Consider the following 15753-nt stretch of genomic DNA (forward strand, 5'->3'; position numbering starts at 1 on the left):
ACGAAGGCTTTTTTGTTTAACCATATATGTTAGGTCATTTTCTGTTATTGGCAATGTCAATGATAGTTAAATATTATTATTTATAAGGAGTAGTCATGAAACTAAAAGATACGCTTAATCTTGGGAAAACTGCGTTCCCAATGCGTGCTGGACTTCCAAACAAAGAGCCAAATTGGCAAAAAGAATGGGAAGAAGCAGATATCTATGCTAAACGTCAACAATTAAATGAAGGCAAACCTTCTTTCAATCTCCACGATGGACCTCCGTACGCTAACGGAAATATTCACGTTGGTCACGCCATGAATAAAATTTCAAAAGACATTATTGTTCGTTCAAAATCAATGTCTGGTTTCCGTGCTCCTTACGTTCCAGGTTGGGATACACACGGACTTCCAATTGAACAAGTTTTGGCTAAACAAGGTGTCAAACGTAAAGAAATGGACTTGGTTAACTACCTTGAGATGTGTCGTGAATATGCACTTAGCCAAGTTGATAAACAACGTGAAGATTTCAAACGTCTTGGGGTATCTGCTGATTGGGAAAATCCATATATCACATTAAGTCCTGAATACGAAGCTGCTCAAATTCGTGTCTTTGGTGCAATGGCTGATAAAGGTTACATCTACCGTGGTGCAAAACCTGTTTACTGGTCATGGTCATCTGAATCAGCACTTGCTGAAGCTGAAATCGAATACCATGATATCGATTCAACATCACTTTACTATGCTAACAAAATTAAAGATGGTAAAGGTGTGCTTGATACTAATACTTATATCGTTGTTTGGACAACAACACCATTTACAGTAACAGCTTCACGTGGTTTGACTGTTGGTCCTGATATGGATTACGTTGTTGTGAAACCAGCTAATGATGACCGAAAATTCGTTGTTGCAGAAGGACTCTTGGATAGCTTAGCTGAAAAATTTGGTTGGGAATCATTTGAAGTTCTCGCTAAACATAAAGGTACTGAACTCGAATACATCGTTACAGAACACCCATGGGATACAGAAGTAGATGAACTTGTTATCTTGGGTGACCACGTTACACTTGATTCAGGTACAGGTATTGTCCATACTGCCCCTGGTTTTGGTGAAGATGACTACAACGTTGGTGTTAAATACGGATTGGAAGTTTTTGTTACTGTTGACGAACGTGGTATCATGATGGAAAATGCTGGTCCAGATTTCCAAGGTCAATTCTACGATAAAGTTGTTCCGACTGTTACTGAAAAACTTGGTGATCTTTTGCTTGCTAGCGAAGTCATCACTCACTCATACCCATTTGACTGGCGTACTAAGAAACCAATCATCTGGCGTGCTGTACCACAATGGTTTGCATCAGTTTCTAAATTCCGTCAAGACATTCTTGATGAAATTGACCGCACAACATTCTATCCAGAATGGGGTCGTACACGTCTTTACAACATGATTCGTGACCGTGGTGACTGGGTTATCTCACGTCAACGTGCATGGGGTGTGCCACTTCCAATTTTCTATGCTGAAGATGGTACAGCTATCATGACGAAAGAAGTGACTGACCACGTTGCTGATTTGTTTGCTGAACATGGTTCAATCGTTTGGTGGCAACGTGAAGCTAAAGACCTTCTTCCAGAAGGATTCACTCATCCAGGTTCACCAAATGGTGAATTCACTAAAGAAACTGATATCATGGACGTATGGTTTGACTCAGGTTCTTCATGGAATGGTGTTATGAATGCTCGCGAAGGTTTGGAATATCCAGCTGACCTTTATCTTGAAGGTTCTGACCAATACCGTGGTTGGTTCAACTCATCATTAATCACTTCAGTTGCCGTTAACGGACATGCTCCTTACAAAGCTGTGCTTTCTCAAGGTTTCGTCCTTGATGGTAAAGGTGAAAAAATGTCTAAATCACTCGGAAATACAATCCTTCCAAGTGATGTTGAAAAACAATTTGGTGCCGAGATTTTACGTCTTTGGGTAACTAGTGTTGATTCTAGCAACGATGTTCGTATCTCAATGGATATTTTGAAACAAACATCAGAAACTTACCGTAAAATCCGTAACACACTTCGTTTCTTGATTGCCAATACAGCAGATTTCAATCCAAATACAGATGCAGTTGCTTACGAAAACTTGCGTGCAGTTGATAAATACATGACTGTTAAATTCAACCAATTGGTAGCAACAATTCGCAAAGCTTACGAAGCCTATGACTTCATGGCGATTTACAAAGCTGTCGTGAACTTCATCACAGTTGATTTGTCAGCATTCTATCTTGATTTTGCTAAAGACGTTGTTTACATCGAAGCAGCAGATAACCTTGCTCGCCGTCAAATGCAAACAGTTTTCTACGATATTTTAGTTAAAATCACTAAATTGTTGACACCAATTCTTCCTCACACAGCTGAAGAAATCTGGTCATACCTCGAATTCGAACCAGAAGAATTTGTTCAATTGTCTGAATTACCAGATGCTGAAGTCTTTGCAGGGCAAGAAAATATTCTTGAAGAATGGGATGCCTTCATGACACTTCGTAACCAAGCTCAAAAAGCTTTGGAAGAAGCTCGTAATGCTAAAATCATTGGTAAATCATTGGAAGCTCATTTGATAATTTATGCTAGCGAAGAAGTGAAAACTCTTCTTACAGCACTTGATAGTGATGTTGCTCAATTGTTGATTGTATCTCAATTGACTGTTACTGATGAACCTGCGCCTGCTGACGCAGTAACCTTTGATGATGTTGCGTTCACAGTTGCTCATGCTGACGGACAAGTTTGTGACCGTTGCCGTCGTGTTGCCCCAACAGCTAAAGAACGTTCATACGGTGTTACTATTTGTGACCACTGTGCTGAAATCGTTGAAGCAAACTTCCCAGAAGCAGTAGTAGAAGGATTTGAAGTTAAAGCAAAATAACATCACTTTATTGTTTAACAAATACAAAAAACGAACTCAAATTTTTGAGTTCGTTTTTTACATACTAAAGCAATAAAAAATCAGGTTGCGAAGACCTGATTAGTGAGCTATTGGGAATGAAATTTCAATTAGATTTGCTGTATGCAAGGTTTTTAGTTGGTCTAATTGAACGATTGATTTGTCGATTTTACGTTTGAGGAAAAATTCACGAATGGCTTCAATTTCACTATCTTTAATAGCGCGATATTTGTTTGAAATCAACAGCTCGTAGTGTTTTGGCGCTTGTGTGAAAATAACATCAGTATTTCCTGCAGAGTAGGTCTCGACGAGCTTGGCGTCCGTATTTTGCAACTGATTACGAACTAGCTCAGAATGACTACTTGTTGTGTTGATTAACCTCATAGATCTCCTCCTTTTTGATTTTCTACCTTATTATAACACTATTTTGAGTGAAAAAATAGAATAAGAGATATTAGTGATGATTTTTTTTCCAAGCTTCAACGCCCCATTTGTGGCTACCGCGTTTTAGTTTTTCAATAGCTTTATCAATTGGAAACCAAGATAGGTTGTTGAAGTCTTCCAAAGGAGCATCAATTTCTTCAAAATGTGTCACTTCGTAGATATAAGCGGGATTATAAAAGTATGTATCACGATGGCGAGAGTAAAAATACTCATCTGCCTGTCCATAGTAATAACCTAGCTCAGCCGAAAAGCCCAATTCTTCAATGAGTTCACGTTTTAAAGCTGAAAAATGGTCTTCACCTGCCTCGATTTCTCCGCCAGGAAGAAACCAAGAACCATTAGGTGCTTGAACTAGGATAATCTGGCTTTTATCAGCGTTGGGAATAACGGCATAAACACCATAGCGTGCTTTGTAATCAACAGTTGTAAGTTTTTCACCGAAAGTTGGATTTGTCATGATATTCTCCTATGAAAAATGTGATAGAAATAGTGGAGACCGAAATAATTAATACGAGTGTCTATTGGTGATATTATACTAAAAAAATGAACTTTTTTCTATAAAATTGTCGGAATATTTCGATTTTAATTTTGTGACAATTTATGCATTATAAAAATAGCAGAGAAGTTTGCTAAAATCTGGAATATCATCAAGTCTTGTTTTTTTTGTTGCTGAGAAGTCATTTGAAGTAAAGAGAAAGAGTTTGGAACAACAATAGTTCCAAACTCTTTAGAGTTTCATTATTCTGATTCTGCTGAAACGGTTGTTTCTTCTTTTTCAACCTTTTTATCAGATTTGATGATAATTTTATCATTGCTTGTCATAGCAGCTTTCAAATCTTTTTCGCTTGGATTTTCAAGATAGAAGTCTGTAATGGCATCTTCAATGTGGTCTTGGATAGTACGACGTAATGGACGAGCTCCCATTTTAGGATCGTAGCCAAGTTCAACTAATTTTTCTTTTACCTTATCAGTGACTTCGAGGTGAATATCGTTAGTTGCTAGACGTTTATTGACATCGTCAAGCATAAGGTTAACAATTTGGAAAAGATTGTCCTTGCTAAGAGCCTTAAATTCGATAATACCGTCGAAACGGTTCATGAATTCAGGGCTGAAGTAGTTGCTAAGTTCACCAAGGACAGAATTTGTACGTCCTTCACGAGCAGCACCGAAACCAACTGAAGCTTCTGTTTTACCAGTACCAGCATTAGAAGTCATGATAATAATAGTATCTTTGAAGCTTACTGTACGACCTTGACCGTCAGTCAAACGACCGTCATCAAGAACTTGCAAGAACATATGCATAACATCAGGATGCGCTTTTTCAACTTCGTCAAGAAGGATGAGTGAGTATGGATTACGGCGAACTTTTTCTGTCAATTGACCAGCTTCTTCGTAACCAACGTATCCTGGAGGTGCTCCAACAAGTTTAGCGACCGCATGTTTTTCCATGTATTCAGACATATCGAAACGAATCATGTTGTCAGCTGAGCCGAAAAGTTCAATCGCTAATTGTTTAGAAAGTTCTGTTTTACCAACACCAGTTGGTCCAACAAAGAGGAATGAACCGATTGGACGATTTGGTGTACCGAGACCGACACGGTTACGACGAATGGCTTTGGCAATTTTGTCAACGGCATCATCTTGACCAATGACGTGTGTTTTCAAATCATCAGCGAGATTGATTAATTGTGATTGTTCCTTTTCTTTCAAATCACCAACAGGAATGTTAGTTTTTTCTTCAACGATAGCTTCGATAGTCTTTTCAGTAATAACTGGAATATCGTCTTCGTTGATTGTTTGTTGTTGCATTTCCTTGTATTTAGCGATTTGGTCACGGAAATAAGCTGCGCGTTCATAATCTTCCTCGCGAGTAGCTTGTGTTTTTAGGTTTTCAGCTTCCGCTAAACGCTTGTCGATTTCTTGTGGGTCAACAAAGTTAAGGGTTAAATTCATCTTAGAACCAGCTTCGTCTAGCAAATCAATGGCTTTATCTGGGAGGAAGCGGTCTTGAATGTAACGGTTAGAAAGATTTGCGGCAGCCTCAATTGCATCATCGCTGTATTTGACATGATGATAATCTTCGTATTTCTTTTGAATACCACGAAGAATCGTAATCGTTTCTTCCACGCTTGGTTCATTAACTTTGACAGGTTGCATACGGCGTTCAAGTGCTGGATCTTTTTCAATAATGCGGTATTCATTGAGTGTCGTAGCACCAACTAATTGAAGTTCACCACGAGCAAGTGCTGGTTTTAAAATATTACCAGCGTCCATGTTACCGTCGCCTGCAGAACCAGCACCGACAATTTCGTGAATTTCGTCAATGAAGAGAATAACGTCCTTACGTTCACGGATTTCTTCCATGAGTTTTTGCATACGTTCTTCAAATTGACCACGAATACCTGTTCCTTGTACAAGGCTAACGACATCAAGACGAATAACTTCTTTATTTTGAAGTTTTTGTGGAACGTCACCATCTATGATTTTTTGAGCTAATCCTTCAACAACGGCTGTTTTACCAACCCCAGGTTCACCAATAAGAACAGGATTATTTTTTGTACGACGGTTAAGAATTTCAATCACACGAATGATTTCGGCATCACGCCCAATGACAGGGTCGATGTCACCGCGACGAGCAATATCAGTAACGTTGATACCAAATTCTTCTAGCAAACCTTTTTGTTGTTGTTGGCTAGCTGCGCCGTTTGGACGATAATTGTTATTATTGCCGCCGTTATTTCCACCACCTGATTGTGTTGGAGGCGTATTTTGGAAATCTTGTCCACCGAATGCGTGGAAATTATTCAAATTACTGAAGAAATCATCAAAAGGATTCATACCAGTAGATTGATTTTGTGTGAAAGAAGCTGTTGCATCTCTTAAACCACTTAAAATAGTATTGTTAGGGTCAGTTTTCATGATTTGATAGCAGTTTTGGCACAAATCAATTTGCTTTTGCTGACCATTGACATTTGTATAAAGATGAATTGTTGATTCGTTTAAATGACAATTTTGACAGAGCATATAAAATACCCTCCTTTCGTAATGGCTTGACATTGACAATAAAGGTCAAAGATAGTCAAACCTTATGATTCTATTATAGCACTAGGTTAATAGAAATCAAGTAAAAAGCATTAAAAAATTAGCACTATTATGCTAAGACTGCTATTCTTTCTCAGAGTCAATCTGACTGGCTGACATAGACCCCATAGCAGCACCAAAAATTACCCCACCAAGGATGATTGCGATAAGTTCAAGAGGATTTGTGAAGAGTTCTAAAGGATTTTCTCCCTCTTGCCATTTGCTAAAAGCGTTAAAAACGAGCATGCATAGTGCAAAAATTCCACCAGCTAACCAGCCCTTTTTGCGAGCTTTCTGTCGTGTCTGTTCGACTTTATTTTTAGGGACTTCCAATGATGTTTGCAAATCACGATTGGTCAACATAACAAGAAGAATAATAGGAATAACAAAAATGAGGACGAAGAGATTAATATAGAGAAAAGTGGCGGTTGCTATCGTTTGGTTGATGAGTAAAATAATAGTAGAAAAGAATAACTCAAAGAAAAAGAGACCAATAAACAGTTTATTGCCGATACGGTTAACCTCTTCTTCGCGATATTCGTCTAATTCACCATTAATTCCGTAGAAACGTTTAATAAATTTTAACCAAAGCGATGTTTTTTTGTTTTCATAATGATTCTCCTTTAAAATTACCAAAATTATAGATGTCTATTCTCCCCAAAAAGTGTGTTTAAATCAGTTTGCAGTACCTCCGCTAGTTTGATACAAAGGTCAAGCGACGGATTATATTTATCGTTTTCGATGAGGTTAACCGTTTGGCGGGCAACACCTATTTGTTTTTTAGCAAAAATTTTTTGATACTTTCCTTAAGTGTACGGACGGCAGCGACTTCCGTCGGAATTCCATGCCTAAGTTTTGAGCCGAGAGTCTCAAAACTTCCGAGTGGCTGTTCTTTTATTATTCAGCCACTTTTACTACAGCGGAAAGTATCGTTTTGTTTGCTCGCTTCGCTCGCAAATAATCCATTGATAAAATGCTATTAAGTTTTTCAAGAGAAAAGTTTGTTTGTATGCGTTCTGATTATATATTGATTATATGTGACATATCAAATATAAATGACAAATGTGGTGGCATTTTGGGGGAGATGATTTTTTATTTTTATTCAAAATTTGCTTGACAAAATGTATAATTATGCTAAAATTAGGTATATTATTCAAAAAAAGGATGGACGATTGTATGGCTATTAATGATTCATTTTTGAAAGAGATTGATTTTACTAAGGAAGAACTGGTTGAACTGATTGATTTAGGATTGAAATTTAAAGAGTTGAAAAAGAAAAGAATTCCTCATAAATATTTAGAGGGGTTGAACATTGCTCTTATTTTTGAAAAGACAAGTACACGAACACGTTCAGCTTTCACGGTGGCTGGGCAAGATTTGGGCATGAACGTGACTTATCTTGGTAGTAGCGAGATTCAACTTGGTAAAAAGGAATCAGTCATTGATACGGCAAAAGTTCTTGGTTCGATGTTTGACGGGATTGAGTACCGTGGTTTCAAACAAGAAGATGTTGAAGCCTTGGCTGAGTATTCTGGTGTGCCAGTCTGGAATGGTTTGACAGATACTTGGCATCCAACACAAATGATTGCTGATTTCATGACCTTAAAAGAAGTTTTTGGAAAATTAGAAGGCTTGACGATTGCTTATGTCGGTGATGGGCGTAATAATATGGCAAATTCTTTGCTTGTGACTTCGGCAATTCTTGGTGTCAATGTTAAAATTATTGCGCCAGCTAGCTTGCAACCTGAAGCTGAAATTATTGAAATTGCTCAAAAATACAACAATGGTGCTGAATTAACCATTACAGATGACCTTGCTGTGGTTAAAGGTGTTGATATGCTTTACACTGATGTTTGGGTATCAATGGGAGAAGAAGTTGATTTCAAAGAACGTATTGACCTCTTATTGCCTTACCAAATCAATGCAGAACTACTAGCAAAAACTGGAAATCTTGATGTGATTGTCATGCATTGCTTACCAGCTTTCCATGACCTTAATACCGAAATTGGTCAAGAAATTTATGACAAATATGGTCTTGCAGAACTTGAAATTACCGATGAGATTTTTCAAAAATACAGTTCAATAATTTTTCAAGAAGCTGAAAACCGTATGCATTCTATCAAAGCGATTATGTACAATTCACTAAAAGCAATTTAAGGGATAATAATCACTGAAAAAATGGCACTTTTGACAGGAATTTTTGATAAAGGCAAGAAAATACATTCCTTTGTTGTTTGTTTGTAGGAAATTATGTTAAAATAGTATGGACAATAAACGAAGAGGAGAATAGTCATGGAATCACATTTGGTGAGAATTATCAATCGTCTTGAGTTAATGACAACTGATAGTAGTAATCTTAAACGTAATTTTGAACGTGATGGTGTCGTTGTGGCAGAAGTGTCATTCAGCAATGACCCTGAAAATGGTCCAGTTTTCACTTTGCGTGATGTTGAAGCGCGTGAGTCTTACTCATTTGATAGCATCGATTTAATCGCAATGGAAATTTACGACCTTCTTTACTAAAATAAAGAAAAATTCAGGACAGAGTATAAGGTTTTTGTAAAGCCCTGTTTAAGTGTGGTTTCAACGTTTTCTTATATTGCTATTTTGAATTGCAAAAAGTTCGCAAACTGTGAGCTTTTTATTTTTTTGTTTATTAAAATGCTAGAAATGCTGTTATATCAAGTGTTTACGCCTGTTTTTAGAAAAATGAATTATTGGTATTTTTATTCAATCTGTGTTATAATTAATTGATTATTGCTTATAGGAGAAATAAATGGATTTTTCATTTTTACCAAAATATTGGGCTTATTTTAACTATGGTGTCCTTGTAACTATTATGATTTCAGCATGTGTTGTTTTCTTTGGGACGATCATTGGTATATTGGTTGCTTTAGTTAAACGTACAAATATAAAAATTTTAAATTGGATTGCTAGTTTTTACGTTTGGGTCTTTCGTGGGACTCCAATGGTCGTTCAAATCATGATTGCCTTTGCTTGGATGCACTTTAATAATGCGCCAATCGTTGGCTTTGGTGTTCTTGATCTTGATTTTTCACGTTTGCTTCCAGGTATCATTATTATTTCGTTAAATAGCGGAGCTTATATTTCTGAAATCGTTCGTGCTGGTATCGAAGCAGTGCCAAAAGGACAGCTTGAAGCGGCGTATTCGCTTGGTATTCGCCCATTCAATGCAATGCGTTATGTCATTTTGCCGCAAGCCTTCAAAAATATCTTACCAGCACTCGGTAATGAATTTATCACCATTATCAAAGATAGTTCACTTCTTCAAACTATCGGTGTTATGGAATTGTGGAATGGTGCCCAATCGGTCGTAACAGCAACATATTTACCAATCACACCGTTGTTATTTGCTGCATTCTACTACCTCATGGTGACAACTGTGATGTCATTCTTAGTGAAACGACTTGAAAAACGCATGGGAAACGGAGGTAGCAACTAATGTCAGAAACGCTTATTTCAATTAAAGGGCTTCATAAAAATTTCGGAAAAAATGAAGTGCTAAAAGGAATTGACCTTGATATTAAATCTGGTGAAGTGGTTGTTATCATTGGACCTTCAGGGTCAGGAAAATCAACATTTCTTCGTACAATGAACTTACTTGAAACACCAACAAAAGGTGTGATTACTTTTGAAGATGTTGATATTACAGATAAGAAAAATGATATTTTCAAAATGCGTGAAAAAATGGGAATGGTTTTCCAACAGTTCAATCTTTTCCCAAATATGACGGTACTTGAAAATATCACATTATCACCAGTCAAAACAAAAGGTGTTTCTAAAGCGGAAGCAGAAGCAAAAGCCTATGATTTGCTAGATAAAGTTGGACTTCGCGACAAAGCAGATGCTTATCCAGCTAGTTTGTCAGGTGGTCAACAACAACGTATCGCGATTGCGCGTGGACTTGCTATGGATCCAGATGTCTTGCTCTTTGACGAACCAACATCAGCGCTTGACCCAGAAATGGTTGGTGAAGTGCTTGGTGTTATGCAAGATTTGGCGAAATCTGGGATGACAATGGCGATTGTTACCCATGAAATGGGATTTGCACGTGAAGTAGCTGACCGTGTTATCTTCATGGACGGAGGTGTCATTGTTGAACAAGGAACGCCAGAAGAAGTTTTTGAACAAACCAAAGAAGCTCGTACAAAAGATTTCTTGAGTAAAGTTTTATAATAGAATAAAAAAACCTCGGTTAAGTGAATAAACTCAATTGAGGTTTTTTTGTTCTGGAAGAAGTTGAATATAGGTAAAAACGGATATTTAATTAGATTAAAATGAGTGTAATTTTATATATTAAGTACACTTAATTTTTAGAATTTAGTTATTTTTAAAAAATGTAAATAATTGAAATAAGAATGAAAACGTCTATATTATAATGATTCTAAATAGACAAATATCTTATTTAGAACAATTATAATTAATTGAATAATTAAAGAAAAAATTAATTTTTATAGAAAATTTGCTCTATTTTTATGATATAATGAATCGGTCGGAAGGTCAAATGTTTTATCAAAAAATTACGAGGAGGTCAAGAATTTTGATTTTGCAAAATGCTAAAGTTGATATTCCCTACACAGTCGTTAGTATTGATTTGCCTGATAAAAGTGTTCGGCATTTATCAAACTTAGGGTTAAAAGTTGGTGCTTCGTTAAAAGTCGTTTCAAAAACATCAACCAGTGCAATTGTCATGCTTAAGTCAAGTCGTTTGGCATTTGATCAGTCAATTTTAAATCATATTGATGTTACTGAAGAAGAAGGAGAACTTGAAACTTTGCCCCTTTCAGAGTTGAAAGTTGGAGAATTTGCTTATGTGGATGGTATTTATGTTATTAATGAAGCAAAACGTCGTCTTATGGATATGGGATTAACACGCCATACCAAAGTTTACCTTCGTAAAGTAGCGCCATTAGGAGACCCTATCGAAATTAGTTTACGTGGTTACGAGTTAACCTTACGTAAATCAGAAGCGCAGATGATTAGTGTTGTGAAAGTAGATAGTGAGAAGAAAAAATGACAGAGATAGCCTTAATTGGGAATCCGAATAGCGGAAAAACAAGTCTCTTTAATTTATTGACAGGAACAAGTCAACGTGTTGGTAACTGGCCTGGTGTTACTGTTGAACGAAAAAGTGGTACAGTTAAAAAGCACAGTGATTGGAAAGTGCAAGACTTACCAGGGATTTACTCAATGTCACCTTATACGCCAGAGGAAAAAGTGGCGCGTGACTATTTGTTGAGTAATCATGCGGACAGTATTCTTAATGTTGTTGATGCGACAAACTTGGAACGTAACCTTTATTTGACAACGCAGTTGATTGAAACAGGTATTCCCGTGACCGTTGCGCTTAACATGAGCGATGCCCTCAAAGGTCAAGGAAAAACGATTAATATCGATAAACTTTCTTATCAACTTGGTGTTCCAGTTGTTTCTACTAGTGCTGTTAAAAATATGGGCATTGAGAAAGCTGTTAAAAAAGCAGCTCATACTACTAAAGAAAACGTTGATACCATTCAATATCCTACTTATAGTGATAAATTTGAAGCGGCAATTAAACAAATTATTGATATTTTAGGTGATATAGTTCTAGAACGTTCTGCACGTTTTTATGCTATTAAACTTTTTGAACGTGATGCTTTGGTTCAAAATGAAGTAGAATTGTCAGAATTTCAAAAAGGTGAAATCAATGAAGTGATTAAAATCACCGAAGAAATTTTCACAGAGGATTCTGAATCTATCGTTATCAATGAACGTTATGAATTTATCGAACGTGTGGCTAAAATGGCACAGAACCAAGATAGCAATTTCAAGATGACGATTTCAGATAAAATCGACCGTGTCGTAACAAACCGTATTTTGGCATTGCCGATTTTTGCGGTAGTCACGTTCTTGGTTTATTACCTATCTATTCAAACAGTCGGAATAATGTGGACAGACTGGGTGAATGATGTTCTCTTTGGTGATTTAGTGCCAAATTGGGTACAAACTGGTCTAGATTACTTGCATGTATCTGGTTGGTTAGAATCATTGATTATTGACGGAATCGTTGCAGGGGTTGGTACGGTTCTTGGTTTCTTACCACAAATCTTTGTTCTATTTATCTGTTTGGGTATTTTAGAAGATATTGGTTACATGAGCCGTATTGCTTTTGTCATGGACCGTATGTTCCGACGCTTCGGGTTGTCAGGAAAATCTTTCATTCCGATGTTGATTGCGACAGGGTGTGGTGTGCCTGCGATTATGGCAAGTCGTACCATTGAAAATGAACGTGACCGTCGTATTACCATTATGACAGCAACGTTCATGCCATGTTCAGCTAAATTGGAAATTATCGCTTTGATTGCGGGAGCATTTTTCCCAGATAATCCATTTGTTGCGCCATCTACATATTTCATCGGTTTCTTGACAATTATTTTATCAGGGATTGCGCTTAAGAAAACAAGTTTCCTTGGAAGCTACGTTAGTCCATTTATCATGGAATTGCCAGCTTATCATATGCCAAAAGTGTGGTCAGTATTACGTTATGCCTTTGGTAAAGCTATGAGCTTTGTAAAACGTGCTGGTACCATCATTTTCAGTTTGACGGTTATTATCTGGTTTATGTCATCTTATGATTTTGCTTTCCAAGCTGTTGATACGGAGCATTCAATCCTTGCTGCTCTTGGTAGAGCAATTGCTTGGATTTTCCAACCACTTGGTTTTGGTGACTGGAAAGCTACTGTTGCAGCTGCGACAGGGCTTGCAGCTAAAGAAGCCGTTGTTGGAACATTCGGTGTCTTGTATAATGACAGCACAACTAGTGGTTTGTATCATGCTTTGCAATTGGATTACACATCATTAGCAGCTTACTCATTCTTAACATTTAACCTGCTCTGTGCGCCATGTTTTGCTGCAATGGGTGCTATCAAACGTGAAATGGGAGATGCGAAGTGGACAATTGGTGCAATTGGCTTCCAAACAGGACTTGCTTATGTGGTTAGTTTGATTATCTATCAACTTGGACTTGTTGTTTTCTATGACAAAGACATCACATTCTGGACGATTGTAGCCATTATCTTGTTGATTGCTATTATTTACTTTATCGTTAGAAAACCAAGACAAGTTAAAGAAAAAGTGATTGCTTTGGATAATCTAGAAATGGCTGGAGAATAACGCTATGGCAACGATTATTATTGCTGCAATTATTGCATTTGCGGTGTTTATGGGCTTTCGTAGTTTCATCAAAGGAAAAGGTTCTTGTGGTGATTGTGATTGTAACTGCCCAGTCAAAGATGAAATGCATAAAACAGCAAAGTAAACTAATAAGAGAAAGCTTGCTCATTTTGGGCAAGCTTTTTGTAGGTATAAAAGACAGTATCGATAATATTTTAAAGAATTTTCTGAAAATTGAATATAGTGCTGTTTTCTGGTACAATGGAAGAAATATATTTTTGGGAGAATGATATGGCAACAATTATAGATGGAAAAGCCTTAGCTGTCAAAAAACAGACTGAATTAGTTGAAAAAGTTGAAAAATTAAAAGCTGAGACTGGTGTTGTGCCTGGTTTGGTCGTTATTCTTGTTGGTGATAACCCAGCTAGTCAAGTTTATGTCCGAAATAAAGAACGTTCTGCTAAGAAAGCAGGATTTTTAAGTGAAACTGTTCGCCTTTCAGAATTAATCAGTGAAGAAGAATTGATTCAAGTGATTGAACAATATAACGAAGATGACCGTTTCCATGGTATTTTGGTGCAATTGCCACTTCCTGCACACATTAATGATAAGCGTGTGATTTTAGCAATTGACCCTAAAAAAGACGTAGATGGTTTCCACCCAATCAATACAGGACACCTTTGGCATGGACGTCCTGTCATGATACCGTGTACGCCAGCTGGCATTATGGAATTGCTTCGTGAGTATGACATTGATTTAGAGGGTAAAACAGCTGTCATCATTGGTCGTTCAAATATCGTCGGAAAACCAATGGCGCAGCTATTATTGGACAAAAATGCAACGGTTACCTTGGCGCATTCTCGTACACGTCATTTGGCGCGTGTGACAAAACAAGCTGATGTTTTAATCGTGGCAATCGGTCAAGGACATTTTGTGACCAAAGAATTTGTGAAAGAAGGGGCAGTGGTTATTGATGTCGGTATGAACCGTGATGACAATGGTAAGCTCATTGGAGATGTTAAATTTGACGAAGTTGAACCACTTGCAAGTTTTATAACACCAGTACCTGGTGGTGTTGGTCCAATGACCATTACAATGCTTATGGAACAAACATATCAATCTGCCCTTAGAAGTGTGAAAACATGATTATTGATGAATTATTGGCGCGTCAAGTGATTACAAAGCGACAGCCACATTCTCACAAAGGAACATACGGTCGTGTTCTTTTAATTGGTGGATTTTACCCTTATGGTGGAGCGATTATCATGAGCGCCTTAGCCACGGTTAAAAGCGGTGCTGGATTAGTGACTGTGGCGACTGAGCGTGACAATATCGCAGCACTTCATAGCCATCTTCCAGAAGCTATGGCTTTTGATTGTGATGATAAGGAGCTATTTTATGAAAATTTGACCAAGGCTGATGTGGTTTTGATTGGTCCTGGTTTAGGGAAAAATAGCAAAGCAGAAGCCGTGTTTCAAATGGTTTTGGAGCATATTTCTGAACACCAGATTTTGATTATTGACGGCTCCGCTTTGAATTTATTGGCAAAAGTTAAGCCAATCACAGTCAAAACGCATCATCTCATATTGACACCGCATCAAAAAGAATGGGAAAGATTATCAGGAATCGCTATTTCGAACCAGACAATCGAAAACACCAAAGCAGCTCTGCAAGAATTTCCAGAAAAGACCGTCTTAGTGGCTAAAAGTCATCAGACTAAAATCATTCAAGGAAATCAAGTCGGCGAGCTAACTGTTGGCGGTCCTTACCAAGCGACAGGTGGTATGGGAGATACGCTTTGTGGCATGATTGCAGGCTCTGTTGCCCAGTTTAAAGATAATCTCTTTAACAGTGTTGCCACAGCAACGTACCTACATTCCTACATCGCTGACCAACTCAGCAACCAAGCCTATGTCGTTTTACCAACGACAATTAGCGCAGAACTCCCCCGTATCATGAAAGGACTCTCGGAGAGATAAATATAGAAAACACAATGTTAACATCTTGATTATCAAGAATAGCATTGTGTTTTTATTAAATACTACAAAAAAATTCAAAAATGTTACAAATATTACGTTTTTGTGTTTAATTTTACAGATATATACTTTATAATATTTTTCAGAATTGGCCGATTCTAATAATT

The 15753-nt window shown here is 37.3% G+C and carries 15 protein-coding genes; 10 read left to right on the plus strand and 5 right to left on the minus strand.

The window, feature by feature from the left end; all coding sequences use genetic code 11:
- The first annotated feature begins 95 nt into the window (after positions 1-95).
- Complete coding sequence (ileS, locus tag SMA_RS03065) at positions 96-2894, plus strand: isoleucine--tRNA ligase (protein ID WP_014294162.1); 2799 nt, start codon at positions 96-98, stop codon at positions 2892-2894.
- Between the two features lie 99 nt (positions 2895-2993).
- Here the strand turns inward: ileS and SMA_RS03070 are convergent, their stop codons facing one another.
- The 5 genes from SMA_RS03070 to SMA_RS10815 form a co-directional block, all read right to left on the minus strand.
- Positions 2994-3296 (minus strand): DUF1827 family protein, encoded by a 303-nt coding sequence (locus SMA_RS03070; protein ID WP_014294163.1) that lies wholly within the window; start codon positions 3294-3296, stop codon positions 2994-2996.
- A 70-nt stretch (positions 3297-3366) separates the two neighbouring features.
- The gene (locus tag SMA_RS03075; protein WP_014294164.1) at positions 3367-3813 is read right to left on the minus strand and encodes an NUDIX hydrolase; all 447 of its coding nucleotides are present in this window, start codon (positions 3811-3813) and stop codon (positions 3367-3369) included.
- 281 nt (positions 3814-4094) lie between these two features.
- Positions 4095-6380 (minus strand): ATP-dependent Clp protease ATP-binding subunit, encoded by a 2286-nt coding sequence (locus tag SMA_RS03080; protein ID WP_014294165.1) that lies wholly within the window; start codon positions 6378-6380, stop codon positions 4095-4097.
- A 141-nt stretch (positions 6381-6521) separates the two neighbouring features.
- Entirely contained in the window at positions 6522-7073 is a 552-nt protein-coding gene (locus SMA_RS03085; protein ID WP_014294166.1) for a DUF3278 domain-containing protein, read from the minus strand.
- A gap of 2 nt (positions 7074-7075) precedes the next feature.
- Positions 7076-7228 (minus strand): helix-turn-helix transcriptional regulator, encoded by a 153-nt coding sequence (locus tag SMA_RS10815; RefSeq protein ID WP_081498600.1) that lies wholly within the window; start codon positions 7226-7228, stop codon positions 7076-7078.
- A 385-nt stretch (positions 7229-7613) separates the two neighbouring features.
- On the opposite strand from SMA_RS10815, the gene argF reads away from it, so the two are divergent.
- The 9 genes from argF to SMA_RS03130 all read left to right on the plus strand — a co-directional run bounded on the left by argF (position 7614) and on the right by SMA_RS03130 (position 15589).
- Positions 7614-8594, plus strand: coding sequence for an ornithine carbamoyltransferase (gene argF / locus SMA_RS03090; RefSeq protein ID WP_014294167.1), 981 nt, complete (start codon positions 7614-7616; stop codon positions 8592-8594).
- Between the two features lie 135 nt (positions 8595-8729).
- Positions 8730-8960 (plus strand): DUF1797 family protein, encoded by a 231-nt coding sequence (locus SMA_RS03095; RefSeq protein ID WP_003063726.1) that lies wholly within the window; start codon positions 8730-8732, stop codon positions 8958-8960.
- Positions 8961-9213: 253 nt separating this feature from the next.
- Positions 9214-9900 carry an amino acid ABC transporter permease gene (locus SMA_RS03100; protein WP_014294168.1) on the plus strand — a complete coding sequence of 229 codons (687 nt, stop codon included), beginning with the start codon at positions 9214-9216 and terminating at the stop codon, positions 9898-9900.
- Complete coding sequence (locus SMA_RS03105; RefSeq protein ID WP_014294169.1) at positions 9900-10634, plus strand: amino acid ABC transporter ATP-binding protein; 735 nt, start codon at positions 9900-9902, stop codon at positions 10632-10634. Before SMA_RS03100 ends, SMA_RS03105 begins: the two co-directional genes overlap by 1 nt.
- Positions 10635-10998: 364 nt before the next feature.
- Entirely contained in the window at positions 10999-11475 is a 477-nt protein-coding gene (locus tag SMA_RS03110) for a ferrous iron transport protein A (protein WP_014294170.1), read from the plus strand.
- On the plus strand, positions 11472-13610 hold the full coding sequence (gene feoB, locus SMA_RS03115) for a ferrous iron transport protein B (RefSeq protein WP_014294171.1): 2139 nt from the start codon (positions 11472-11474) through the stop codon (positions 13608-13610). Before SMA_RS03110 ends, feoB begins: the two co-directional genes overlap by 4 nt.
- 4 nt (positions 13611-13614) lie before the next feature.
- Positions 13615-13755 (plus strand): FeoB-associated Cys-rich membrane protein, encoded by a 141-nt coding sequence (locus SMA_RS10820; protein ID WP_014294172.1) that lies wholly within the window; start codon positions 13615-13617, stop codon positions 13753-13755.
- A 146-nt stretch (positions 13756-13901) separates the two neighbouring features.
- Complete coding sequence (locus SMA_RS03125) at positions 13902-14756, plus strand: bifunctional methylenetetrahydrofolate dehydrogenase/methenyltetrahydrofolate cyclohydrolase (RefSeq protein WP_014294173.1); 855 nt, start codon at positions 13902-13904, stop codon at positions 14754-14756.
- Entirely contained in the window at positions 14753-15589 is an 837-nt protein-coding gene (locus SMA_RS03130; protein WP_014294174.1) for an NAD(P)H-hydrate dehydratase, read from the plus strand. Before SMA_RS03125 ends, SMA_RS03130 begins: the two co-directional genes overlap by 4 nt.
- Positions 15590-15753: the final 164 nt, after the last annotated feature.

This window comes from Streptococcus macedonicus ACA-DC 198, assembly GCA_000283635.1.
Classification (GTDB): Bacteria; Bacillota; Bacilli; order Lactobacillales; family Streptococcaceae; genus Streptococcus; species Streptococcus macedonicus.

What these genes read in the sequence shown, in the direction of transcription:
- ileS (WP_014294162.1), top strand. Translation starts at nt 96, where the DNA reads ATGAAACTAAAAGATACGCTTAATCTTGGGAAAACTGCGTTCCCAATG.
- SMA_RS03070 (WP_014294163.1), bottom strand. Translation starts at nt 3,296, where the DNA reads ATGAGGTTAATCAACACAACAAGTAGTCATTCTGAGCTAGTTCGTAAT.
- SMA_RS03075 (WP_014294164.1), bottom strand. Translation starts at nt 3,813, where the DNA reads ATGACAAATCCAACTTTCGGTGAAAAACTTACAACTGTTGATTACAAA.
- SMA_RS03080 (WP_014294165.1), bottom strand. Translation starts at nt 6,380, where the DNA reads ATGCTCTGTCAAAATTGTCATTTAAACGAATCAACAATTCATCTTTAT.
- argF (WP_014294167.1), top strand. Translation starts at nt 7,614, where the DNA reads ATGGCTATTAATGATTCATTTTTGAAAGAGATTGATTTTACTAAGGAA.
- SMA_RS03095 (WP_003063726.1), top strand. Translation starts at nt 8,730, where the DNA reads ATGGAATCACATTTGGTGAGAATTATCAATCGTCTTGAGTTAATGACA.
- SMA_RS03100 (WP_014294168.1), top strand. Translation starts at nt 9,214, where the DNA reads ATGGATTTTTCATTTTTACCAAAATATTGGGCTTATTTTAACTATGGT.
- SMA_RS03105 (WP_014294169.1), top strand. Translation starts at nt 9,900, where the DNA reads ATGTCAGAAACGCTTATTTCAATTAAAGGGCTTCATAAAAATTTCGGA.
- feoB (WP_014294171.1), top strand. Translation starts at nt 11,472, where the DNA reads ATGACAGAGATAGCCTTAATTGGGAATCCGAATAGCGGAAAAACAAGT.
- SMA_RS10820 (WP_014294172.1), top strand. Translation starts at nt 13,615, where the DNA reads ATGGCAACGATTATTATTGCTGCAATTATTGCATTTGCGGTGTTTATG.
- SMA_RS03125 (WP_014294173.1), top strand. Translation starts at nt 13,902, where the DNA reads ATGGCAACAATTATAGATGGAAAAGCCTTAGCTGTCAAAAAACAGACT.
- SMA_RS03130 (WP_014294174.1), top strand. Translation starts at nt 14,753, where the DNA reads ATGATTATTGATGAATTATTGGCGCGTCAAGTGATTACAAAGCGACAG.